The 22,189-nt window shown below is 64.9% G+C and carries 20 protein-coding genes and 2 pseudogenes; 6 read left to right on the top strand and 16 right to left on the bottom strand.

The window, feature by feature from the left end; translation table 11 throughout:
* Positions 1 to 17 precede the first annotated feature (17 nt).
* Together V5F84_RS22680 and V5F84_RS22675 are read right to left on the bottom strand one after the other, a co-directional pair.
* Positions 18 to 395, bottom strand: a complete 378-nt coding sequence (locus V5F84_RS22680; RefSeq protein ID WP_394044393.1) for a hypothetical protein — start codon at positions 393 to 395, stop codon at positions 18 to 20.
* Between the two features lie 128 nt (positions 396 to 523).
* Positions 524 to 949 carry a MerR family transcriptional regulator gene (locus tag V5F84_RS22675; protein WP_394044395.1) on the bottom strand — a complete coding sequence of 142 codons (426 nt, stop codon included), beginning with the start codon at positions 947 to 949 and terminating at the stop codon, positions 524 to 526.
* A 64-nt stretch (positions 950 to 1,013) separates the two neighbouring features.
* Here V5F84_RS22675 and V5F84_RS22670 point away from each other — a divergent pair, with 64 nt between their 5' ends.
* On the top strand, positions 1,014 to 3,275 hold the full coding sequence (locus V5F84_RS22670) for a heavy metal translocating P-type ATPase (RefSeq protein WP_394044397.1): 2,262 nt from the start codon (positions 1,014 to 1,016) through the stop codon (positions 3,273 to 3,275).
* Between the two features lie 54 nt (positions 3,276 to 3,329).
* Here V5F84_RS22670 and mntR read toward each other — a convergent pair whose 3' ends face one another.
* Positions 3,330 to 3,785 carry a manganese-binding transcriptional regulator MntR gene (mntR, locus tag V5F84_RS22665; protein WP_394044399.1) on the bottom strand — a complete coding sequence of 152 codons (456 nt, stop codon included), beginning with the start codon at positions 3,783 to 3,785 and terminating at the stop codon, positions 3,330 to 3,332.
* A gap of 225 nt (positions 3,786 to 4,010) precedes the next feature.
* Here mntR and V5F84_RS22660 point away from each other — a divergent pair, with 225 nt between their 5' ends.
* Both V5F84_RS22660 and V5F84_RS22655 read left to right on the top strand, forming a co-directional pair.
* Positions 4,011 to 5,378 carry an Nramp family divalent metal transporter gene (locus V5F84_RS22660; protein ID WP_394044401.1) on the top strand — a complete coding sequence of 456 codons (1,368 nt, stop codon included), beginning with the start codon at positions 4,011 to 4,013 and terminating at the stop codon, positions 5,376 to 5,378.
* A gap of 386 nt (positions 5,379 to 5,764) precedes the next feature.
* A pseudogene (locus tag V5F84_RS22655) lies at positions 5,765 to 6,049 on the top strand (ArsC/Spx/MgsR family protein); the annotation flags it as partial.
* Positions 6,050 to 6,058: 9 nt separating this feature from the next.
* Here V5F84_RS22655 and V5F84_RS22650 read toward each other — a convergent pair.
* The 13 genes and pseudogenes from V5F84_RS22650 to V5F84_RS22590 form a co-directional block, all read right to left on the bottom strand.
* Complete coding sequence (locus tag V5F84_RS22650) at positions 6,059 to 6,424, bottom strand: hypothetical protein (protein ID WP_394044403.1); 366 nt, start codon at positions 6,422 to 6,424, stop codon at positions 6,059 to 6,061.
* A gap of 217 nt (positions 6,425 to 6,641) precedes the next feature.
* On the bottom strand, positions 6,642 to 7,391 hold the full coding sequence (locus V5F84_RS22645; protein WP_394044537.1) for a sulfite exporter TauE/SafE family protein: 750 nt from the start codon (positions 7,389 to 7,391) through the stop codon (positions 6,642 to 6,644).
* 246 nt (positions 7,392 to 7,637) lie between these two features.
* Positions 7,638 to 8,120 (bottom strand): annotated as a pseudogene (locus V5F84_RS22640) (efflux RND transporter permease subunit); the annotation flags it as partial.
* 395 nt (positions 8,121 to 8,515) lie between these two features.
* Entirely contained in the window at positions 8,516 to 8,761 is a 246-nt protein-coding gene (locus V5F84_RS22635) for a hypothetical protein (RefSeq protein ID WP_394044405.1), read from the bottom strand.
* 32 nt (positions 8,762 to 8,793) lie between these two features.
* On the bottom strand, positions 8,794 to 9,189 hold the full coding sequence (locus V5F84_RS22630; protein WP_394044407.1) for a hypothetical protein: 396 nt from the start codon (positions 9,187 to 9,189) through the stop codon (positions 8,794 to 8,796).
* Positions 9,190 to 9,969: 780 nt separating this feature from the next.
* The gene (locus V5F84_RS22625; RefSeq protein ID WP_394044409.1) at positions 9,970 to 10,611 is read right to left on the bottom strand and encodes an NrsF family protein; all 642 of its coding nucleotides are present in this window, start codon (positions 10,609 to 10,611) and stop codon (positions 9,970 to 9,972) included.
* Positions 10,608 to 11,165: a sigma-70 family RNA polymerase sigma factor gene (locus V5F84_RS22620; protein ID WP_394044539.1), complete on the bottom strand. Its 558-nt coding sequence runs from the start codon at positions 11,163 to 11,165 to the stop codon at positions 10,608 to 10,610. Before V5F84_RS22620 ends, V5F84_RS22625 begins: the two co-directional genes overlap by 4 nt.
* A 115-nt stretch (positions 11,166 to 11,280) precedes the next feature.
* The gene (locus V5F84_RS22615) at positions 11,281 to 11,772 is read right to left on the bottom strand and encodes a DUF411 domain-containing protein (RefSeq protein ID WP_394044411.1); all 492 of its coding nucleotides are present in this window, start codon (positions 11,770 to 11,772) and stop codon (positions 11,281 to 11,283) included.
* A 146-nt stretch (positions 11,773 to 11,918) separates the two neighbouring features.
* Positions 11,919 to 12,500: a c-type cytochrome gene (locus V5F84_RS22610; protein ID WP_394044413.1), complete on the bottom strand. Its 582-nt coding sequence runs from the start codon at positions 12,498 to 12,500 to the stop codon at positions 11,919 to 11,921.
* Positions 12,501 to 12,640: 140 nt separating this feature from the next.
* Positions 12,641 to 15,805 carry an efflux RND transporter permease subunit gene (locus V5F84_RS22605; protein WP_394044415.1) on the bottom strand — a complete coding sequence of 1,055 codons (3,165 nt, stop codon included), beginning with the start codon at positions 15,803 to 15,805 and terminating at the stop codon, positions 12,641 to 12,643.
* On the bottom strand, positions 15,802 to 17,205 hold the full coding sequence (locus tag V5F84_RS22600; RefSeq protein WP_394044417.1) for an efflux RND transporter periplasmic adaptor subunit: 1,404 nt from the start codon (positions 17,203 to 17,205) through the stop codon (positions 15,802 to 15,804). The genes V5F84_RS22605 and V5F84_RS22600 overlap by 4 nt, the downstream gene beginning before the upstream one ends.
* Complete coding sequence (locus V5F84_RS22595; RefSeq protein WP_132034848.1) at positions 17,202 to 17,609, bottom strand: FixH family protein; 408 nt, start codon at positions 17,607 to 17,609, stop codon at positions 17,202 to 17,204. Before V5F84_RS22595 ends, V5F84_RS22600 begins: the two co-directional genes overlap by 4 nt.
* A 128-nt stretch (positions 17,610 to 17,737) precedes the next feature.
* Entirely contained in the window at positions 17,738 to 18,106 is a 369-nt protein-coding gene (locus V5F84_RS22590; protein ID WP_132034846.1) for a hypothetical protein, read from the bottom strand.
* A gap of 235 nt (positions 18,107 to 18,341) precedes the next feature.
* Here V5F84_RS22590 and V5F84_RS22585 point away from each other — a divergent pair, with 235 nt between their 5' ends.
* The 3 genes from V5F84_RS22585 (at position 18,342) to V5F84_RS22575 (ending at position 22,180) form a co-directional block, all read left to right on the top strand.
* Entirely contained in the window at positions 18,342 to 18,725 is a 384-nt protein-coding gene (locus tag V5F84_RS22585; protein WP_132034844.1) for a hypothetical protein, read from the top strand.
* Between the two features lie 89 nt (positions 18,726 to 18,814).
* Positions 18,815 to 20,284, top strand: coding sequence for a multicopper oxidase family protein (locus V5F84_RS22580; RefSeq protein WP_132034842.1), 1,470 nt, complete (start codon positions 18,815 to 18,817; stop codon positions 20,282 to 20,284).
* A 15-nt stretch (positions 20,285 to 20,299) separates the two neighbouring features.
* Positions 20,300 to 22,180 (top strand): DUF3141 domain-containing protein, encoded by a 1,881-nt coding sequence (locus tag V5F84_RS22575; RefSeq protein WP_132034840.1) that lies wholly within the window; start codon positions 20,300 to 20,302, stop codon positions 22,178 to 22,180.
* Positions 22,181 to 22,189 lie beyond the last annotated feature (9 nt).

Here is a 22,189-nt window from a genome sequence, read left to right as displayed (position 1 = left end):
CGCGACGAGCGGAGGAATCAGCCTTTTGGAGGACGGAAGTCGGTACCGGGAACGCGGCCGTCAACGAGATGCACCGGCGGCTCCTGAACGGGGAGCGGCAGGTGCACGCGCGGAGCATTAGCCGGGACGTCGATCATCGCCGTGGAACAGCCATGGCAATCATGATCGACCGAAGGCAAGTTCGCAGGGTGATCCGACACCTTCTTGACGATAACGCTGTCTTGCGAAGCTCCGTCGGAGAGGGCAATCACGACGTCGCCATCGTCGACATGATGCGCGGAAAGGGCACCCACAAGCGGACCCAACACTAGGCACAGCATCACGAGCGACACCACCACCCGGCGGATAGCCGGGCGGAGATTCGTGCGGAATACATGTGCGAGGGTGCCACGCATGACGTGAGAAAGACCCCAAGCTCAGGGCGGTGTCAAGGCGATCGACCCCGAGCACGTCATTTTGGCCCGAAGAGCAACGTGACGATTTCGCCCGCTCCAACTCCGATATTTTTCAATGATCTATAGTATCATTGATGGTGATGGCGGCATTCGCCGTGGTCGGCCAGTATCTCGATGACGCGGCACTCTCCCACCTTGCCGTGGGCGCATCCCTCGATCATGCGTTGAAGCTCTCTCTGAAGTGCGACCAGGCTCACGATCCGCGCTTCGACCTCGGCAAGACGGGCACGCGCGATCTTGTCCGCGGTTTCACAGGACTGATCGGGATAATCCTGGAGGACCAAAAGGGTCCGAATTGCGCCAATCTCAAACCCGAGCTCCCGTGCGTGCCGAATGAAGGCAAGGCGGCGGAGATCGGACACGCCGTAGAGCCTCCGGTTGCCGTCGGTTCGAGGCGGAGATGGCAGAAGCCCGATCTGCTCGTAGAACCGGATCGTGGGCACCTTCACGCCGCTGGCCTTCGCCGCAGCGCCGATGGAAACGTCCTTGGACATTCCGCTTGCTCCTCTAGTCGCTAGAGGATGTAGGGTCCCCCGGAACGATGCGAAAGGGCACCCCATGAACGCTCAACTCATTCAAACTCGCTTCCGGGTGAGCGGAATGGATTGCGCCTCGTGCGCAGCGAAAATCGACGCCGCGGCCAGCCGGATTCCCGGCGTGCAGGAAGTGACGATCTCGGTCACAGCCGGAACCATGTCGGTTCGCCATGCGCCCGATAGCGATCTCGTTGCCCTACGAGAGCGCGTCACCAGTTTGGGTTACCAAGTCGCCCCGATCGAGGAGAGACCTCATCGCGGCGACCAGGAACGCGCCGATGGTGGGCCGATGGCGCGCGAGCCGGGTGATGGTGGTGATCATCACCACCATCACCACGAAGGCGATGAGCACCATGACCACCATCACGGGAGCGATACGCAAAGCGGCGACTTGCATAGTCACGACCATGGACCGACGGAAGGGCCGTGGTGGAAATCAGGCAAGGCGCGGCTGACCATCCTCAGCGGACTCGCGCTCGCGGCCGCCTTCGCCGTCGGCACATTCGTCCCGTCCATCGAAGCTCCGGCCTTCATCGTTGCCATGCTCGTGGGATTGGTGCCCATCGCCCGCCGCGCGGTGATGGCCGCGCGCATGGGCATGCCCTTCACCATCGAGATGCTGATGACCATCGCCGCCATCGGCGCCGTCGTCATCGGTGCCGCCGAGGAGGCGGCCGCCGTCGTCTTCCTGTTCCTGGTCGGGGAATTGCTGGAGGGAGTCGCCGCAGGGCGGGCGCGGGCGAGCATTCAGTCCCTCACGGCCCTCGTTCCCAAGACGGCGCTGCTGGAGCGGGATGGCGGCACCCGGGAGGTTCCGGCCGAAGACCTGGCCGTGAACGACGTCATCCTCGTGCGACCGGGCGACCGCATCCCCGCGGACGGCATGATCGTCTCCGGAGAAAGCGCGATCGACGAAGCGCCGGTCACCGGCGAGAGCACCCCCGTGCGGAAAGGCGTGGACGCCAATGTCTTCGCGGGCACCGTGAACGGCGATGCCGCCCTCCGGATTCGTGTGACCGCCGCCGCCGAGGACAACACCATCGCCCGCGTCGTGAAGCTCGTGGAGGAGGCTGAGGAATCGAAGGCGCCGACCGAGCGGTTCATCGATCGCTTCTCCCGCTACTACACACCCGGCGTGGTCGTGGTCGCGGCTCTCGTCGCGATCGTCCCGCCGCTTCTGTTCGGTGGGGGATGGGACGAGTGGATCTACAAAGGACTCGCCATCCTCCTGATCGGTTGTCCGTGCGCTCTCGTGATCTCAACCCCCGCCGCCATCGCGGCCGGGCTTTCTGCCGGAGCGCGCCGGGGCCTTCTCATGAAGGGCGGTGCCGTCCTGGAGGGGCTGGGGAAGATCACCGCCGCCTGCTTCGACAAGACCGGCACACTCACCGAGGGCAAGCCCAAGGTCACCGATGTCATCAGCTTCGGCCGTAGCGAGCAGGACGTCCTCAGGCTGGCTGCCGCCCTGGAGACCGGCTCCAGCCACCCGCTCGCCAAGGCGATCCTTGACAAGGCGGAAGCGGATGGCATCGTGGTGCCCTTCGCAGGCGATGGCAAGGCGCTCGGCGGCAAGGGCGTGACCGCAACCGTCGAAGGATTCCAGGTCTTCCTCGGTTCCCCGAAGGCTGCCGGCGAGCATGTCCCGCTCCCATCGGAGGCGACGTCGCGGATCACCGCCTTGAACGACGAAGGCAAGACGGTGTCGGTTCTGGTCGTGGACGGGGAGATCGCCGGCGCGATCGCCATGCGTGACGAGCCGCGTCCCGATGCCCTCCGCGGTCTTCGCATGCTCGCGGATGCGGGCCTGCGCACCGTGATGCTCACCGGCGATAATCGCCGCACGGCGGAAGCCATCGGACGCCAACTCGGCATTGAGGTCAGGGCGGAGTTGCTGCCCGAGGACAAGCAGCGCATCGTCGGCGAATTGAGGTCCCAGGGCCTCGTCGTGGCCAAGGTGGGCGACAGCATCAACGATGCTCCGGCCCTCGCCGCGGCGGACGTGGGCATCGCCATGGGCGGAGGCACCGACGTCGCGCTCGAGACCGCCGACGCTGCCATCCTGCACGGGCGGGTTTCCGACGTTGCCACGATGGTGGACCTCTCGAACCGCACCATGGGCAACATCCGTCAGAACATCACCATCGCCCTGGGGCTGAAGGCAGTATTCCTGGTGACAACCGTGATCGGGATCACCGGCCTGTGGCCCGCCATCCTGGCCGATACGGGCGCGACCGTGCTGGTGACGCTGAATGCCTTGCGGCTTCTGGGCTACAAGCCTTCATAGCGGGAGCCGTCGCCCGGTACGCGCTTGACTGCGATCAAGGCGTGCCTGGAGACGTCAGCGCCCGCGGGTCATCGCCTTCCGGAAGGCTTCGAGGGTTTCGGCGCTCACATGATGCTCGATGCCCTCCGCATCAATCCGCGCCACCTCTTCGCTCACGCCCAGCGATCGCAGGAAGTCCTCGACGACCCTGTGCCGTGCCCGGCTTTCATCCGCCACCTTGCGTCCCGCTTCCGTCAGGAACACGCCACGATAGGGCTTGCGAGAAACGAGCCCGTCCGCCGCCAGGCGTGCAAGCATCTTGGCGACCGTGGGCTGTGCCACGCCAAGCCGGGCAGCGATATCGACCTGACGTGCCTCGTTGCCGTCGTCGATCAAGTCGGCAATCAACTCGACATAATCCTCGACGAGGGCCCCTCTCCGCGCCTTGCGTGTCTGACGGAAGCCTTCGGAATGGACATCGGCATCAGGTAACGGCGCCTCTCGGGGGATGGAGCGGCTGGTGCGCGGCAATGATGCCTCCTTGTCGGTGATCGTTCGTTTCGAACCGCAGCAGGGAATGATAGCACAGGCTTAATTTTTTTAAGTGACGCAAGGTTACATCCAGTTCGCGGTCCCGTTGGCCCTCCATCCGAGGAATCATTTGAGTTGACGCCATCAAATATAGCATATTGAATATTTATAAGTTTAAGCTCAGATTATCAGCCTGAACTTTATCCTCCTCGCCGGGGACCGCGCATGTCCGACTCTCAGGCCGCCACCGCGTCACGACCCGCAATGGAATTCGCGCGCCTTGCCGACGAGGACCGCCCCAGCCTGCCGGAGGTCCATGCGTCGATTGCGGTTCCCCACGCCGCATCATGGGGGCGACGCCTCCTCGCCTTCCTGGGACCGGGTTACATGGTCTCAGTCGGCTATATGGATCCTGGCAACTGGGCGACCGATCTCGCCGGCGGCGCCCAGTTTGGCTACACGCTGCTGTTCGTCATCATGCTCTCGAACCTGATGGCGATCCTGCTCCAGGCGCTCGCGGCCCGGCTCGGAATCGTCACGGACCGCGACCTCGCCCAGGCATGCCGCGCCTATTACCCGCGGCCGGTGAACTACGTGCTGTGGTTCGCCTGCGAACTGGCGATCATCGCATGCGACCTCGCCGAGGTGATCGGCACGGCCATCGCCCTTCAGCTCCTATTCGGCATCCCGCTGATCGGCGGCGCGCTCATCGCGGCGCTGGATGCGTTCCTGCTGCTGTTCCTGATGAACAAGGGCTTCCGCTTCCTGGAGGCGTTCGTCATCGCCCTGCTGGTCATCATCTTCGGATGCTTCGCCATCCAGATTGCGGCCGCGGCCCCGCCGGTCCATGCAATCCTGGAAGGACTTTTCATACCCTCGCCGGAAATCGTGACCAATCCCGAGATGCTGTATGTCGCCATCGGCATCATCGGGGCGACGGTCATGCCGCACAATCTCTACCTTCATTCCTCGATCGTGCAGACACGGGCCTATCAGCGCACCGAGCACGGCCGGCGGGACGCCATCAAGTGGGCGACGGTGGACTCCACCATCGCCTTGATGCTGGCGCTGTTCGTCAACGGTGCGATCCTGATCGTCTCGGCGGTGGCGTTCCACGGCACCGGGCACCAAGACGTCGCGGAGATCGGACAGGCATTCGAGCTTCTGTCGCCGCTTCTCGGTCTGGGAATCGCGTCGGTCCTGTTCGCCGTGGCGCTGCTGGCCTCCGGCCTGAACTCGACCGTCACGGCGACGCTCGCCGGGCAAATCGTCATGGAGGGGTTTCTGCGTCTGCGGATACCCCATTGGGCCCGCCGCCTCCTCACGCGCGGCATCGCCATCATTCCCGTGATCATCGTCACGGCGATCTATGGCGACAGAGGCACAGCCCAGCTTCTGGTCTTCAGCCAAGTGGTGCTGTCCATGCAGCTCCCCTTCGCGGTGCTTCCGTTAATTCAGTTCGTCTCCGACCGGCGAAAGATGGGTGACTTCGTCATCTCCCGGAAGGTCGCAATCTTGGCCTGGATCGTGGCGTCCCTCATCCTCGCCCTCAATTTCAAGCTCCTTTACGACATGGCCACTGGGGCTGGTTGATCTCGCTCATTGGCATCGCGCACTCCCTGTGCGATCTCAACTTCGGCAACCCGCCGGTCCCTTTCCAAGCATTTTGCCGATTGTCGCGGCGGCGTGTGTGTCTTTATCTCATCGGAGGAAGACGTATTTCACCAGAGCCGCCACCACCAGCAGGAGCACGACGGCCCCGACAAGGCCGAAGAGGCCCATGGGCCAGCCCCTCCCTCCCATCATGTCGTGCATGATGTTCGCCCTCCGTCTGCTGCGCCGAGTAAGGGGTCGCTCACCCGCTCGTCGGTTTCAGCCTGGTGAGATAGCCGCCAGCCCTTCACGAGGGCATAGTTCGCCGGGATCACCACCAGGGGAAGCACGGTTAAGGACACCATGCCGAGGAGGTGGCGGCAGCCATCAAGGCCGCAGGGCTGACTGTGTGCGAGGCGACCCGCCAGAAGGGAACGCCTTATGCGGAGCTGAGGCTCGACGATCCGGCCGTCAGCGACGACCAGTTGCTCGACGCCATGATGGCGCACCCGATCCTCATCAATCGTCCCTTTGTCTTCACGAACCCGGGCGTTCGGCTGTGCCGCCCTTCAGAGTTGGTCCTCGACATCCTTCCGTTGCCGCAGAAGGGGCCCTTCACGAAGGAGGACGGGGAGGTCGAAATCGATGCCGAAGGACATCGGGTCCGGTAGCCCGCATCGTCAGCGTATGAGGTAGCGCTTCCCGTTGATCTCCATCGGCAAAGAATTCCGACGCGGGAATGGGGCGATCCCGGGTCGTTCCCTCGGATCGTCTTCCTCGGGATGCCTTACCGCGATCCTCGATCCCCACCAGGCGATCAGGGCGGCTCCGGACACGAGCAATCCAACGATCGTGAATCCGATCATGAGGACGTAGTGCCACAGAACCGCTTGGTTGGTCCGATGGATGCTGGGTATCGCTTGCGCCAATGCATTGACGGGCACGGCATTCAGCCGCCCGGACGCCGCGATCATCATCTCGCGAAGCTCCAACCCTACCCTGATGACGGCGCTGAAGCAGGCTATGCCGGCGAGGAGGCCGATCATGAAGTGGCGGCGCCCCATCATTGCCTCCATATTACGGGAAATATCGACATATAATTTAGCGATGGCGTTTGAACGGTTTGTGACGGCATCTCATGCGGTCAGAAACACAAGCCACATAAACCTTTCCGCATGGTTGGACTCGATCGTCGGCCTTGGCCTTGCATCCAGGAATGTTGTTGCCGAGGGAGGGGGCCGGGCGAGCGCAGAAGCATCGAGCTCAGGTCAGGATCAGTTTCGCTCCGGATACCAACAGGACCACAGCCAGGATGCGGCGCAGGGCGACATCCGGCAGGTAGCGGCTGCCGATGATTGTTCCGATCAACCCGCCGCAGCCGACGGCCAGGAGCCACAGCGGCAAAGCTGAAGGCAGCGTTTGCAACCCCGCGTACGATCCTGCAAGTGCCGCAGCGGAATTCAGGAGATTGTAAGCGGCGGTAACCGACGTCATCCGGCGCAAATCGACCCAATTCATTGCAAGGATCACCGGGGCGAGGAAGATGCCGCCTCCGGTCCCTGTCGTGCCTGATACGAAACCGATCAGGGCGCCCGTCACCAAGGCGGGCAGGAATGGAGGCTCGGCGGGCGGGGTCGACGGATGCTTAGATGCTGCCCTCGCCATGCGCAGCATTTGAACCGCCGACAGCAGGAGGATCATCCCGACCGCCGGATAGTAGATGTTCGCCGGAAGATGCACGGCGCCGCCGATGAGTGAGAATGGGAATCCCAGGACGGCGAACGGATAGAACGTGCGCCACGAGAACAGCCCCATCCGGCGCGCCTGGATGGTCCCGATCGCGGCGACCAGGAGATTGAGGGCAAGGGCGGTTGGCTTCATGACCGCGGGCGCGACCCCGAAGAGCGCCATGACTGCCAGATAGCCGGACGCCCCCGCCTGCCCCACGGCCGCATAGAGGACCGCAATCACGGCGAAGAGGATCGCGAGCAGGATCGCCCCGTCGGTAAACATCACGGCCCTCGTCGCTTCCGATCGAATCGATCACGGATCATGGGCTAACGAGATGATGTAGGCACGCTCCATGATCCCGCGGGGCGATGAGGCTTGCGAGGAGCGCGGTCCTCATCTCATCGAAAGAAGACGTATTTCACGAGCGCCGCCACTACCAGCAGGAGCACGACGGCTCCGATGAAGCCGAAGAGGCCCATGAGCCAGCCCATCCCTCCCATCATGTCGTGCATGATGTTCGCCCTCCCGTCATTCCGCCGTGCCGAGCGCAGGATCGGATACTCGCGCGTCGGTTGCCACTTCCCCGGGCACACCCCAACCCTTCACCGGGGCGTAGATGGCCGGAATCACCACCAGGGTGAGCAGCGTGGAGGACACCATGCCGCCGATCATCGGTACGGCGATGCGCTGCATCAATTCAGAGCCGGTGCCGGTGCTCCACAGGATGGACAACAGGCCCGCCGTGATGGCGACAACCGTCATCATCTTCGGACGCACCCGCTCCACGGCGCCGAGCATGATGGCCTCATGGAGATCGGCGCTGGCAAATGGGTATCCTTCCCGCGCGCGCTTCTCGCGAAGCTCGCCCAAGGCCTAGTCGAGATAGATCAGCATGACGACACCGGTCTCCGCCGCGACCCCGGCGAGCGCGACAAAGCCCACCGCCACCGCGACCGACATGTTGAAACCCAGCCACCACATCAACCAGATGCCGCCCACGAGGGCGAACGGTGTTATGCGACACACGGGACGGACAAGAAGAGCAACGGCCTGCTGCAATCATCAACTATGCGGCTGAACAACTTAGCGTCGATGCGCACCTGTACACCTTCTATGCACAGCGAACGCAGACGCACTTTGATCACGGTGGTTTCTGAACGAGTATCTTGGTCTCCGCGTCGCCACCAGGGACGATCGTCGCCCCACTCTTGTAGCTGCAATTAAAGCCGCCGCCGCTGTCGATCATGGAAAGGCGCACAGCGAGGGCGAAGGGGCTCGGTGGCGTCGACACCGTACGTGCTGCGATACGTCCGCCTTAGGTCGTCGCCGCACCGGCCTCTCCCGTCGCCGCGTGCTTCGGTCAATTACCCCTTCTTCTCCGGTTCAATTGGTGCATTCTTCCGTTGTTACTCGTTCGGATAAGAACCATGATCACTGCCCATCGAGCTCTGCATCATCATCTTGTTGCAGGTCTCCATCATCTGGTTCATCCGCGTCATCATATTCATCATTCCCTTCATGTCGCCGCCTCCCATCATGTCGGAGCCTTTTGTCGGGCCGGATGGGGCGTACTCAGCGTACAGGGGAGAGGCAAGGGCGAGCCCGCCGACGAGTGCGAAAGCAAGGGCGAAGATCTGTACGGACTTAGGCATGACAGGTTTTCCTTTCAGCGAGGGCCGTGACATCAGGGCTTGTCCACCGCGGGGGTGACGTCGACGGCCGAGACCGAGAGGGCCGGCGTGTTTGGCGGACCGTCTAAAGGAGCGACCAGCTGGAGCGGGGCCGTGGTCGGCGCGGGCTCCGGTGCATTATCACCCGGGGATAGCCGTGAGCCGGCTGATCCACCCGACATCTTGCTCATGCAAAGGCCGAGCGCGCACATGGCAACACAAGGCAGCACAGTGAGAAGAAGCGGCGCGATCCCGGCGCCCACCAGCCAGTTCCACTTGAAGACGAGGCCCAGACCGAGCGCGGTCAAGCCAAACATGAGCAGCCCCCGGCGACTGCCGGGAATGGAGCGGATCGCATTGGTTGCGGCGCATATGGCCGAATTCGGCGCAGAGCCGGTCGCGGGTGTCATGGATAATTTCCCATTGTTGCGACGCCGAATGATTGGCGACGGGGGATCGTTGAGGGCCTCGCGCCGTGGAGACGCCGAACTTCGAACGCCTCGCTGCCACAGGCCGGCGCCAGGTGTTTGTGGGCTGTTTCCAAGACCGACGGCTAACAGCGCGAGCGCGCCCGACCATCGCGCGATCGGGGAAGGTCACGGGTTCCCGAAATAGAGAGTGGGTAGCCCTTAACAGGTGGCCGCAGGCTCTCTGATGTGTCACTTGCAGACGTGTGACTTGCATGTCCACGGCTGGGACTTCGGTCCGCCTTGGTAGGTGCAGTTCCCCCAAGCACTGTCGTTCCGCCTGACAGGTGCAAGTCCCCCAGGCATCTTCGGTCCGCCTTGGTAGGTCCAGGCGGCAGATTGCTCGCCACTTCCGCATGGAGCCGCCTGGGCAAATGGGGTCGTTTCCTCGATCGTCCGAGCTTCGGTGGAGGACGACTGCTTGTTCGAAGTGGCGGCAGCATTTGCAATGCCGGAGACCGCCAGCAACGGCAGCAGCAACGTGGCTGCGAGAAGGCGTTTCATGATCATGGTCCTAGTCCTTATCGGTCAAAGAGCTCTTCGCGTGCTCTGACTATGAGTTCGGAGGGACCGACAGATCGGACACAGTTTCACAGGAATGTGAGATGGCAGAACCAGCGACGGAGAATGGCTTCGCGAGCCTGGACGTACCCTGATCGAGTAAGCAGAAACATAGCCCGCGCCGTCGTGCGGCCTTGGCGCACCACCGTGCCCAGGAGCAGCTCACCAACGCAGGAGCCATGGCCCGAGCTTGGCACCGGCGAAGCTACACAAGGCGATGGTCCCGCCGTACCAGAGGGCGACGAACGGCAGCGAGTCGTCCATGCAATGAAGCGCGTAGCCAGTCGCGCTCACGGCGCCGGCGATCAGGCCCACCAGGGCGCCTGTGCGCACAAGATCCGTCGGCGCCGTCCTACGCACCGCCCAGATGATCACAGCAAACGGTACGATGGCGATGGTGGGAATGGATAAGAGACATTCGAGCCATTGGTCTCCGGTGATCATCTTGTTCCAATGCGAACTCGGCGCCGATGAGAGACTGATGGCGGCGAGCAGCATGATCGCGATGAACGGCAACACCATCAAAGCGATCGATGTCTTTCGTTCCCCGCCGGGACGGGATAGCCTGATCAGGTAGATGGATGCCGGAACGAGGATTCCCATGGTGAAAGCGAGCTTCAAGAACAGGGATGTCAGGGCCCCCGCTTCGTCCAAGTCCGCACGAATGCCAAAAGTGAACAGCATGGCGCCAAGCGCCACTATAGCTCCGACGACGACGGCTGAGCTGAGCGTCCGCACGAATTGCCGACGGTCTACCCGCTCGACATTCGCACCCAGCATGGAGATCAAATCATCCGTCTTCATGTTCTCTTCTCCCGCGCGATCACGGCGGCCAGGGCCCTCAACCCCCGTTGTATGTTGACCTTTACTGCCGATTCCGAAGTGCCGCACTGCGCCGCAGCCTCGGTCACACTCAAGCCGTCCAGCTTCACGCACTGGATTGCGCACCGCATGCGATCCGGGAGCTGCCTCAGAAGCCTGTAAAGATCATATGCGCTTTCCACTTCGACGTGATCGTCATGCGCCATGAGCTCCCCCACGTCGTCGATGGGCACTTCCTTGAGGGATGCGCGTGTTCGGCGCAAATGGTCGACGAGCTTATAGCGCGCGATTGCATAGACCCAGGGTGTGAATAGCTCGTCAGGATGATAAGTATGCCGCCGTGTGTGCACGGCCAGGAGCACCTCCTGTACCAAATCCTCCGCCTCGGATGCATCCCGAGCGATACGCGCCAACCTTGTTTTGTAATAGCCGCGCAAATACCCGCTGAGCCGATCGAGAAGCATTCGATGCGCGGTCGAATCTCCGTCGAGACCAGCGGTCATCAGGCCCTTCAGCTCGGCCTCGCTCGCCGTCATGCGCGACGCTTGTCTCCGATCAGGCGTCACCTGGCGGCCAGCTCCCATGGGAGTGGTCATTATAGGGCCTTCGTTTGCCGGTGGACGTGGCCCGCGGCGAGGGACCCTCGCCCAGTCATAATTCCTGAGCACCGCGATAGTGCGCGAACGTGCGATTCCCTGCTTGCCCGAACAGAACCACCTCGTAGGTCTCCGGCGCCTTGCCGGGAGCCTCCATGCCGGGCGATCCAAGCGGCATCCCGGGAACGGCCAGACCTGTCGCCTGTGGGTGCTCGGCGAGGAGCTTCTTGATTGCGCCCGCCGGCACATGGCCCTCGATCACGTACCCGCCGATCTGTCCCGTGTGGCAAGCAGCCAAGGCGTTCGGCACGCCGAGCCGGACCTTGAGAGGAGCGAGATCCGCAAGATCCACCACCTCGACCGTAAAGCCGGAACGCCTCAGATGCGTCACCCAACCGCCACAGCAACTGCAGGTCGGGTCACGGGTCACGACCATCCTGGGCAGCATCTCAGCCGCCCAAGTGGCTCGCGACACGGTGAACATGGTGGCGACTTGCGTGGCACCAATTATCAACTCCCGACGTGTGCAAAGTAGATTTGGTTTCATGATGTTCTCCCGGTTAGGCTGCCTCGACGAAGACCTCAGCAGCCTGGCTTGATCCACGCGCTGATCTCTTCCGGCACGGCGAAGATCACCGATGCACGATCGCCCATCATGCCGGCGTCGAGGATGGCCGGCGCATTCCTTTCCGGTCATTCGCCACCCGAATCCGTCTTGAAGCGGAGATTGCGTTCCCAGAATTCATGTGTCCGGCCATCGGCTGTCGTGACACGGTAGGTGTTGCGGCAATAGGTGATTGCCTGCACCCGCTGAGCAGGTTCAAGCCGGCGCAGATTGGGGACGAGGCCGCCCCCCATCATCCCACCCATGGAAGCGGCGGGCGGCTCGGCTGCCGTGCGACCCGGAGCAGTCGCATCCTTGAGGAAGGCGATGAGGTCGGCGCGCACGTCGGCCTCCTTGATGCCCGGAAAGGTCATCCGATTTCCCGGAATCATATGTGCCGGATCGGCCAACCACGGATCGAGAGAGGCTTCATTCCAGACGACGTCGGCAGTCTTCAGCGCCGGCGAGTAGCGTTCGAAGCCTGCCAGGCTTCCAGCCTTGCGTCCCCATAGCCCGGCAAGGCTCGGCCCGGTCATGTTGCGGTCGGGCGCGAGCGAGTGGCACGCGGCACAGGCCCGGTAGGCTTGGCGGCCACGGGCGACATCACCTTCTGCCGCGAGAGCGGGTGAGACCAGGATGCAGACGATCGATACGGTGAATAGTGAACGCATGATCCGCCTCACCGGAACAAGAGGTATTTCACGAGGGCGGCAATCACCAGACCCAGGACGATGAGGCCGACGATGCCGAACAGGCCCATGCCCCACATCATCCCTCCATTCATCATGTCGGACATCATGTTCTCCGCCCTTCATTCCGCAGCGCCGAGCGCGGGATCGCGCACCCGCGCAGCGGCCTCCACCTCCCTGGGCAACTGCCAGCCCTTCACGAGGGCGTAGATGGCCGGGATCACCACCAGGGTGAGCAGCGTGGAGGACACCATGCCGCCGATCATCGGCACGGCGATGCGCTGCATCACCTCCGAGCCGGTGCCGGTGCTCCACAGGATGGGCACGAGCCCCGCCATGATGGCGATGACGGTCATCATCTTCGGACGCACCCGCTCCACGGCGCCGAGCATGATGGCCTCGTGAAGGTCGGCGCGGGTGAAGGGGCGTCCCTCCCGCGTGCGCTTCTCCCGAACCTCTCCCAAGGCCTGGTCGAGATAGATCAGCATGACGACGCCGGTTTCCGCGGCGACCCCGGCGAGGGCGATGAAACCCACCGCCACCGCGACCGACATGTTGAAGCCGAGCCACCACATCAGCCATACGCCGCCCACGAGGGAGAAGGGCAGCGAGAGCATGACGATCAGCGTCTCGGTCAGGCGCCGGAAGTTGAGATACAGCAGCAGGAAGATGATGAGCAGCGTGACGGGGACGACGATCTGCATCCGGGCCTCGGCCCGCTGCAGATATTCGAACTGTCCGCTCCAGCCGAGGGATGTGCCCGGCGGTAGAGCCACGGACGCGGCCACCGCCTTCTGCGCGTCGGCCACGTAGCCGCCGAGGTCGCGGCCCGCGATGTCCACGTAGATGTAGACGGCGAGTTGGCCGTTCTCGGTGCGGATCGAGGTGGCGCCGCGCGTGAGCTCCACCCTCGCCACCTCGCCGAGCGGGACGGATCCGCCGCCGGGAAGCGCAACCTGGACCTCGGTGGCGATGGCACGCGGGCTCGAGCGCAGGTCGCGCGGGTAGCGGATGTTGACCCCGTAGCGCTCCCGCCCCTCGACCGTCGTGGTGACGGTCTCTCCGCCCAGAGCGGTGGCGATCACGTCCTGCACGTCGCCGACGGCGAGGCCGTAGCGGCCGAGCGCCGAGCGGTCCGGGACGATGTCGAGGTAATAGCCGCCGATCACCCGCTCGGCATAGGCACTGGAGGTGCCCGGCACGGTCCTCAGCACGGCCTCGATTTGGCGTGCGATCTTCTCCATCTCGGCGAGGTCGGTGCCGAACACCTTCACGCCGACGGGCGTGCGGATGCCGGTGGAGAGCATATCGATGCGGGCGCGGATCGGCATGGTCCAGGCGTTCGAGACCCCCGGGAACTGGAGTGCCTTGTCCATCTCCGCCTTCAGGCTGTCGAGGGTGACGCCGGGGCGCCACTGGTCCTTCGGCTTCAGGTTGATGATGGTCTCGAACATCTCGGTCGGCGCCGGGTCGGTGGCGGTCAGGGCGCGCCCCGCCTTGCCGTAGACGGTGTCCACCTCCGGGAACGTCTTGATGATGCGGTCCTGCATCTGGAGAAGTTCCCCGGCCTTGGTGACGGAGATCCCCGGCAGGGTGGTGGGCATGTAGAGCAGCGTACCCTCGTCGAGACTCGGCATGAACTCGGAGCCGAGCTGGCGCGCGGGCCAGACGGTGACGGCCAGGGCCGCGAGGGCAAGGAGGATGGTGAGCGTCTTCGCCCGGAGCACGCCGCGGATGACGGGGCGATAGATCCAGATCAGGAAGCGGTTCACGGGATTGCGGTGCTCGGGGATGATCCGGCCACGGACGAAGATCACCATCAGGGCTGGCACCAGCGTAATCGACAGCAGGGCCGCCGCCGCCATGGCGAAGGTCTTGGTGAAGGCGAGCGGGCCGAACAGCCGCCCCTCCTGCGATTCCAGGGTGAAGATGGGCAGGAAGGAGACGGTGATGACCAGCAGGCTGAAGAACAGCGCCGGACCGACCTCGCTCGCGGCCTCCACCAGGATGTCGATGCGGGATTTGCCCGGCGGCGCGCGCTCCAGGTGCTTGTGGGCGTTCTCGATCATGACGATGGCCGCATCGATCATGGCGCCCACGGCGATGGCGATGCCGCCGAGGCTCATGATGTTCGATCCGATGCCCACCAGCTTCATGGCGGCGAAGGCCATGAGGATGCCGACCGGCAGCATGAGGATGGCGACGAGCGCGCTGCGCAGGTGCAGGAGGAAGACGATGCAGACCAGCGCGACGATGATGCTCTCCTCCACTAGCGTGCGCGTCAGGGTGTCGATCGCCGCGCCGATGAGGTTCGAGCGGTCGTAGACGGGCACAATCTCGGCCCCCTTCGGCAGGCTGCCCGCAATCTCCCTGAGACGCTGCTTTACGTTGTCGATCACCGTGAGGGCGTTGGCGCCGAAGCGCTGCAGGACGATGCCGCTCGCCACCTCGCCCTCGCCGTTGAGCTCGGCGATGCCGCGCCGCTCGTCGGGACCGATTTCCACCCGCGCCACGTCTCTGAGGCGCAGCGGAACGCCCCCGTCCGACTTCAGGACGATGTCCTCAATATCGGTCGTCGAGCGGATGTAACCGCGGCCGCGCACCATGAACTCGAACTCGGAGAGCTCCAGCGTGCGCCCGCCCACGTCACGATTGCTGGCGCGCACGGCATCACGCAGCATCGCCAGCGAGATGCCCTGCGCGCGTAGCCGCAGCGGATCAACGACGATGTTGTATTGCTTGACGAAGCCGCCGACGCTCGCCACTTCCGCGACGCCCTCGGCCTTGGAGGCGGCGAACCGGATCACCCAGTCCTGGAGCGAGCGGAGCTCTGCCAGGGTCATGTCCTTGGCAATCACTGCATACTGATAGACCCAGCCCACGCCCGTTGCGTCCGGGCCGAGGCTCGGGGTGATGCCGGAGGGTAGGCGCTGGGCTGCCGTGTTGAGATATTCGAGCACACGGCTGCGCGCCCAATAGGGATCGGTGCCGTCCTCGAAGATGACATATACGAAGGAGGCGCCGAAGAAGGAGAAGCCGCGCACCACCTTCGATTTGGGCACGGTGAGCATGGCCGTGGTGAGGGGATAGGTGACCTGGTCCTCCACCACCTGCGGCGCTTGGCCGGGATAGTCGGTGTAGACTATCACCTGGACATCGGAGAGGTCCGGGATGGCGTCGAGCGGCAGGGTCCTGACCGCGTAGATGCCAGCCGCAACGGCGAAGACGGTGCCGACGAGGATCAGGACGAGATTGCGCGCGGACCAGGCGATGAGCCGGGCGATCATGGCGTTTCCTCCGCCTTTGCCATGCCGCGGAGCGCGGCCTTCAGGTTGCTTTCGGCATCGATCAGGAAATTCGCGGAGACGACCACCCGGTCACCTGACGCGATCCCGGTGCGGATCTCGGTGTAGCCGTCGCCCTGAAGCCCGGTCGTCACGTCGCGCGGCTCGAAACGGCCATCGCCTTTGTCCAAGATCACCACCTGGCGCGTGCCGGTGTCGATCACCGCGCTGTCGGGGACAGCCACCACTAGGCTGCCGCTGCCCGCCGCGATCTCGACGTCGGCATACATGTCCGGGCGCAGCACGCCGTCCGGATTGGGGATCTCGATCCGAACCTTGGTGGTCCGCGTTTCCTTCGCCACCTGGGGATAGATGAGGGCCACGCGCCCCTCGAACGTCCGGCCCGGCAGGCTGCGGATGCGGACGGTTGCGGATTGGCCGGGTGCGATGCTGGCGAGGTCGTATTCGGGCACGTCGGCCAGCACCCAGACCGTGGAGAGGTCGGCGATGCGGAACAGGACCTCTCCCGCCGACATCCTCATTCCTTCGGTAGCGTTGCGCTCCAGCACCACCCCATCGCGCGGCGCGGGCCAGCGGAACGCCGGCGGCACCTTTCGCGTCCGCTCGATCTCCGCGATCACCTCCTCCGGGACGCCGAGGTTCGCAAGGCGGCGGTGGGAACCTTCATAGCCAGGGGTGATCAGGAGCTGGACGGCGGCGGTGGCGATATCGGCGGAGCGCAGCTCCAGCAGGGGCTGGCCCTTGCGGACCTTGTCGCCCGTGGTGACCTTCTCCACGATGCCGACGAAGGAATCCGCTGGAACCGCCACGACCGAGACGCTGCGCTCGTCCGGCTGCACGGTTCCGGGCACGCGCACCCGGCGCAGGATCGCGCGCTCGGATGCCGTCTCCGACCGCACGCCCGTCCGCTGCAACTTGCCCAGCGCGATCTTTACGATCGATCCGTCTTCGTCCTCGCCCTCATGGACCGGGATGTAGTCCATCCCCATGGAATCCTTCTTGGGCACGAGCGAGGTATCCGGCAGGCCCATGGGATTGCGGTAGTAGAGGATCTTCTTCGGCGTGGCGTCGGCCGCCGATAGCGCCGGGACGGGTGGACGGTCCTCGAAGCTCACGTCCTCGCTCGCCCGGACGGGCAGGAAGTCCCGCCCGTCGTCGGTCTTGCGGGGATCGAGCGAATAGGCCGGGCGGCCGTCGGGGTCCCGGTAATAGATGATGGGACCCGAAGCGACTGTGAGCGTTTGCCCCGCTGCATTCATCGAAGCGGGCGGGGGGATGGAGGAACCGGGGAGCACGACGCCGTGCTGCCCGACCCAATAGCCTCCGGCCCCCGCCGCCACGATGGCGACGAGGGTGAGGCCCGCAAGGGCGGTCCGTGTCACGGCACGGCCTTCAGGACCAGCTTGTCCTCGACCGTCCCGGTCTCGCCCTGGACTTTTGCGCCGAGCGACAGCCGCCAGCCGCCTTCCATGGAAAGCTTGGTCTTGAAGCGGTAGACGCCCGGCTCGGTGGAGGACACCTGCTCGATGGGCGAGGCCATCATCTCCATGCCGTCGGGCGCCATGTCGATGCGCTTGGCGAAGATGACGGCATCAGGCACCGCCTTGCCCGACTTCTTGTCGATGAGCCGGACGGCGACGATCGCGCCATCGCCGACCTTCACCTCGGTCTGGACGAGCTGGAACTGGTAGTCCTGGGGGTCCGCCCACGCCGAGGACGTGGTGACGGATACGGCAAGGGCCGCGAGCCCCGAAAAGAGGGGCCGCTTCATGCGGAAGGAAGTCATTTTCCGGTTTCCTGAATCATCGTGAGGACGCGCAGGAGCGGCAGCTGGGTGCCGCATAGCTGCGCATTCGTGCCGCGCGGCTTAAGCCACGCGCGCTCTCCGGCTCCCGGCGGGAGCCGACGATGGTGTCAGGTTCGCGGAGGCCTTGGCGGGGGTTCGGCGGCCAGGCCCGATGGAAGAGCCTCATCCCGCAGTCCGATGATGTCCGTCAGGCGAAGCGCCAACCTATCCGTGGCCGATGCCGACGGCCCCGGCTGGAAGCACTTGGCGAGGCAGGACATCATCAGTGGGCAGAGCTTCTGGCAGTCGGGCAGCACCGGCTTCTCGTCCGGGCAGCACGGCATGTCGCCCGCCATGGCCTCGTCGGTCATCGACATCGACATCGCCGCAGGCGACGGCTCCATCGGACCGACCGCCGCGGATGCGGCGAACGGCCCGGCAGTGAGCCCCACGATCACCAGGATCGCAAGCAGACGACGGAGAAGGGACCCGGACATGGCCGGAAGGTCTCACAGGCGGCAGGCAAATGGAAGTGAGGCGCTCCATCACATCCTTGCGTGGACCAAATCCGATCTCCGCGGAGGACGTGGTCCCTGGAATTCCGCGTCACCGCGTCCGGCCGGGAAAGAGCGGTAATCTGCACTCCCGAACGAGCCCGTTGATCCCGATCAAGGTGGTGCGTTTCGAGCTGCACCAGAATGATGTAGTATTCACTTTGGGTGAGCTAGGCACATGATCCGCTTCAGGCAAGCGATCGGGCACGTAAGGTTGCTGTCGGCCGTGCTGGTCGCGGCGGCGATGCTGCTCGCCCCGCTGGCCCAGGCGATGCCGGTACAATGCCACGATCACGCCGAGGATGCCCAGCACGCCACGATCGCGGACGGCCACGGCGCTGCGGTCGCCGATCACCATGACGAGCACGACGGTACGGCGCAGATGACCGACCATGGTGCATGCTGCGAGTTGGCCTCCAGCATCTGGGGCATTGCCATCGGAAGCACGGATACGGCGATCCAGCACTTGAAGTCTCTTGGCCATCATCCCCTGCCGTCTGACCGCGTTTTCCCCGGCCTCGCCGTCCCGCCCGGTCTCCACCCCCCTCGTTTCCCGATCTGAAGCTGCCTCTTCCATAGCTGTCGGGACTGCCCTCGGGCGTCCCTTGGATTGATGTCGGCCGCACGCCGACAGGAAACGAGCATATCAGAATGAAACGTCGTGATTTTCTCGGCCGTCTCGCGGTCGGGGCTGCCGCGCTTGGCGCGAGCCGGGCGTTCCCGGCCCTCGGCGCCGGCCAGACCCAAACCATACCCGTTCCGGGCGCCGATACCCTTGCGCTCCGTGCCGTCACCCGCACCATCGAGGTCAACGGAAAGGCCGCCCGCGTCTTCGGCCTCACGGCCGGAGCGAACAGCGGCCTCACGGTCGATGCGGAACGGACCCTGGACCTGTCGCTCTCCAACGAGATTGGCAGCCCGACCCTCATCCACTGGCATGGCCTCACCCCTCCCTGGGATCAGGACGGGGTGCCGGACAATCCGGCCTCTCTCCTGGCCGCAGGCGCCGCGCGCCGCTACGCCCTGCTCACCGGGCGCGGCGGCACGCAGTGGATGCATGCTCACACGCTCCAGGAACAGAACCTCCTGGCGGCGCCGCTGATCGTCCGCACAGAGGCCGACCGAAGCCGGGACGAGCAGGAGGTCGTGATCCTTCTCCACGACTTCTCCTTCACGCCAGCCGAGGAGATCCTGACGCGCCTGCAGCGGAGCACGTCCTCCGCCCATGGCGCGATGTCCATGCCCGGCATGGGCGGAGGCATAACCCATGCGGGGATGGGCTCCGGCATGGCCGGAATGATGCCTGGCGGAGGCCTGGCGGCCGCCGCCATGGACCTCAACGACATCGAGTACGACGCCTATCTCGCCAATGACCGAACCCTGGACGACCCCGAGGTGGTCCGTATCGAACGCGGCGGGCGGGTGCGGCTGCGCATCATCAATGGCGCCACCGCCACCGCCTTCACCATCCAGACCGGGGCGCTGACGGGCGACCTCGTCGCGGTGGACGGGCAGGAGGTGCAGCCGGTGACAGGCAATGCCTTCCCGATCGCCATGGGCCAGCGGCTCGACATCCGCCTCCAGGTTCCGGCGGGAAGCGCCCACCCGATCCTGGCCTTGCGGGAAGGCGCCCTCGAACGCACGGGCCTCATCCTCGCCGCTCCGGGCGCCGTGATCGCCAAGGTCCCCATCAAGGGCGGGACCAACGGACCCGTCCTCGATCTCGCCCTCGAGGGACGTCTGCGACCGCTTGCGCCGCTTCCGAGCCCGGCGGCCGACCGGCGCGTTGCCCTCACCCTCGCCGGGACGATGGAAGGGTATCGCTGGAGCATCGACGGGGCCGACGGGCTCCGCGTCCGTCGGGGCGAGCGCATCGAGGTCACGCTCGCCAACGCCACCATGATGGCCCATCCGATGCACCTGCACGGGCATCACTTCCAGGTGGTCGGCATCGGCGGCAAGGCGGTTGGCGGCGCGGTGCGGGACACCGTCCTGGTGCCGCCGATGACATCCGTGACGATCGCCTTCGACGCGGACAATGAGGGCCATTGGCCCCTTCACTGCCATCACCTCTACCACATGGCGGCGGGCATGATGGCTTTCGTCGACTACGCGTCGTGACGGCGGGAGGACACCATGACCATCCAAACCTCCCCCCGTTCGGACGTCGTTCCCTACCCGATGCCGCCGACTGCGGCCGGTGATGCCGGACGGCCGGACAACCCGGCGGTTTCCGATCCCGGTACCGTCTTCCGCGACCTCTTCGCCTATGCCGCCGATGCGGGTGAGAGATCGGTCCTGTTCTGGGACACGCTGCGGCAGCGGGCGGACAACATGCTGGCGCACGAGCGGGCAGGCAAGCCGCCGCTTCTCGACTTCGACCACGAGGTCCTGGCAGATGCACGGCGGTTCGAGCGGCCCGTCAACTACCTGCTCCTTCGGGTGACCCACGCCGGGGACGATTGCCTGGACGACTGCCTCGACCCGTCCAAGCCCCCTGTGGTGATCCTCGATCCCCGTGCCGGGCACGGCCCCGGCATCGGCGGCTTCAAGCGGGAGTCGGAAGTCGGCGTCGCCTTGCACCAGGGCCATCCGGTCTATTTCGTCGCCTTCACGCCGGAGCCCATGCCCGGGCAGACGCTTGCCGACGTGCTCCATGCGCTGCGGCGGTTCGTGGAAGAGGTGGCGAAGCGCCATCCCGGCAGCGCACCGATCCTCTACGGCAACTGCCAGGCCGGATGGGCGGTGACGCTCCTCGCCGCCGACTGCGCCGGGCTGACCGGCCCCACGATCCTCAACGGCACCCCTCTGTCCTATTGGGCAGGCGAGCCCGGCGTGAACCCGATGCGGATCGCGGCCGGGTTCGAGGGTGGCACCTGGCTTACGCATCTGCTCGCCGATCTCGGCGACGGCCGGTTCGACGGCGCCTGGCTGGTTCAGAACTTCGAGGGCCTCAAGCCGGAGTCCGTCTGGGAGAAGCACGCGAACCTCTACGTCGCGGTGGACACGGAGCGCCAGCGGTTCCTGGATTTCGAGCGATGGTGGAACGGGTTCTTCTTCCTCTCGCGGGAGGAGATCCTCGCCATCGTCGAGAACCTGTTCGTGGGCGACCGGCTGGAGCAGGGACGGCTTCGGATCTGCGATGGGTGCCACGCCGACCTCCGGCGCATCCGCAACCCCGTCGTGATCTTCGCCTCCTACGGCGACAACATCACGCCGCCACATCAGGCCCTTGGCTGGATACCCGCCGTCTACGCCGATACGCCGGACTTGAAGGCGGCGGGCCAGCGCATCGTCTACCTCGTCAACTCTCACGTCGGGCACCTTGGCATCTTCGTCTCCGCCAAGGTCGCCCGTCTCGAGCACCGGGCGATCCTCCAAAGCCTTCCCCGGATCGAGGCCCTGCCTCCCGGTCTCTACGAGATGCGGATCGACAATCCGACGGGCGATCCGGACTGCTCGGCCGATGCCTTCGAGGTGCGCTTCGAGGAGCGGCAGGTCTCCGACATCCGCTTCGCGCGGGCGGACGATGCCTTCCAGCGCGTGCGCCAGCTTTCCGAAGTCAACGAGAAATTCTACCGCACGTTCGCCAGCCCATGGGTCCGTGCGTTCACGACGCCATGGTCCGCCGCGGCCCTCGAATGGCTGCACCCGATGCGCGCCAGCCGGTATCTCCTGTCCGAGGGCTTTCTGCCCTGGATGCGCGGCATCCATCTTCTGGCGGACGGGATCGCCGCTCACCGTCATCCGGCGGCACCGGACAATCCCTTCAGGGTCCGCGAGGCTGGCTTCATCGCCGATGCCGCCGAAGCCATCGCATCCGCTCGAAGGCTGCGCGATTCCGCCTTCGAGCGGATCTTCGACACCACCTACGGACGATCGGCCCTGTTCCCGAGTTTGAACACGGTCCACCCGTCTCCGGCACCCCCTGAAGCGGGAACCGTAGCGAGCGCCTCCCCCGCGCCGGAAATGACGGAAGCCTTCAGCGAAGAACGAGCGGCTTCGGCCGCGCAATGACAGGAGCAA

It is taken from the genome of Roseixanthobacter liquoris, from assembly GCF_043195135.2.
Classification (GTDB): domain Bacteria; phylum Pseudomonadota; class Alphaproteobacteria; order Rhizobiales; family Xanthobacteraceae; genus NCEH01.
This window is presented reverse-complemented; position numbering and strand designations above follow the sequence as displayed.

Coding starts and splice junctions, on each gene's coding strand:
- V5F84_RS22680 (WP_394044393.1), bottom strand. CDS start 395: ATGCGTGGCACCCTCGCACATGTATTCCGCACGAATCTCCGCCCGGCT.
- V5F84_RS22675 (WP_394044395.1), bottom strand. CDS start 949: ATGTCCAAGGACGTTTCCATCGGCGCTGCGGCGAAGGCCAGCGGCGTG.
- V5F84_RS22670 (WP_394044397.1), top strand. CDS start 1,014: ATGAACGCTCAACTCATTCAAACTCGCTTCCGGGTGAGCGGAATGGAT.
- V5F84_RS22660 (WP_394044401.1), top strand. CDS start 4,011: ATGTCCGACTCTCAGGCCGCCACCGCGTCACGACCCGCAATGGAATTC.
- V5F84_RS22650 (WP_394044403.1), bottom strand. CDS start 6,424: ATGATCGGCCTCCTCGCCGGCATAGCCTGCTTCAGCGCCGTCATCAGG.
- V5F84_RS22645 (WP_394044537.1), bottom strand. CDS start 7,391: ATGTTTACCGACGGGGCGATCCTGCTCGCGATCCTCTTCGCCGTGATT.
- V5F84_RS22635 (WP_394044405.1), bottom strand. CDS start 8,761: ATGCCTAAGTCCGTACAGATCTTCGCCCTTGCTTTCGCACTCGTCGGC.
- V5F84_RS22630 (WP_394044407.1), bottom strand. CDS start 9,189: ATGACACCCGCGACCGGCTCTGCGCCGAATTCGGCCATATGCGCCGCA.
- V5F84_RS22625 (WP_394044409.1), bottom strand. CDS start 10,611: ATGAAGACGGATGATTTGATCTCCATGCTGGGTGCGAATGTCGAGCGG.
- V5F84_RS22620 (WP_394044539.1), bottom strand. CDS start 11,165: ATGACGGCGAGCGAGGCCGAGCTGAAGGGCCTGATGACCGCTGGTCTC.
- V5F84_RS22615 (WP_394044411.1), bottom strand. CDS start 11,772: ATGAAACCAAATCTACTTTGCACACGTCGGGAGTTGATAATTGGTGCC.
- V5F84_RS22610 (WP_394044413.1), bottom strand. CDS start 12,500: ATGCGTTCACTATTCACCGTATCGATCGTCTGCATCCTGGTCTCACCC.
- V5F84_RS22605 (WP_394044415.1), bottom strand. CDS start 15,805: ATGATCGCCCGGCTCATCGCCTGGTCCGCGCGCAATCTCGTCCTGATC.
- V5F84_RS22595 (WP_132034848.1), bottom strand. CDS start 17,609: ATGACTTCCTTCCGCATGAAGCGGCCCCTCTTTTCGGGGCTCGCGGCC.
- V5F84_RS22590 (WP_132034846.1), bottom strand. CDS start 18,106: ATGTCCGGGTCCCTTCTCCGTCGTCTGCTTGCGATCCTGGTGATCGTG.
- V5F84_RS22585 (WP_132034844.1), top strand. CDS start 18,342: ATGATCCGCTTCAGGCAAGCGATCGGGCACGTAAGGTTGCTGTCGGCC.
- V5F84_RS22580 (WP_132034842.1), top strand. CDS start 18,815: ATGAAACGTCGTGATTTTCTCGGCCGTCTCGCGGTCGGGGCTGCCGCG.
- V5F84_RS22575 (WP_132034840.1), top strand. CDS start 20,300: ATGACCATCCAAACCTCCCCCCGTTCGGACGTCGTTCCCTACCCGATG.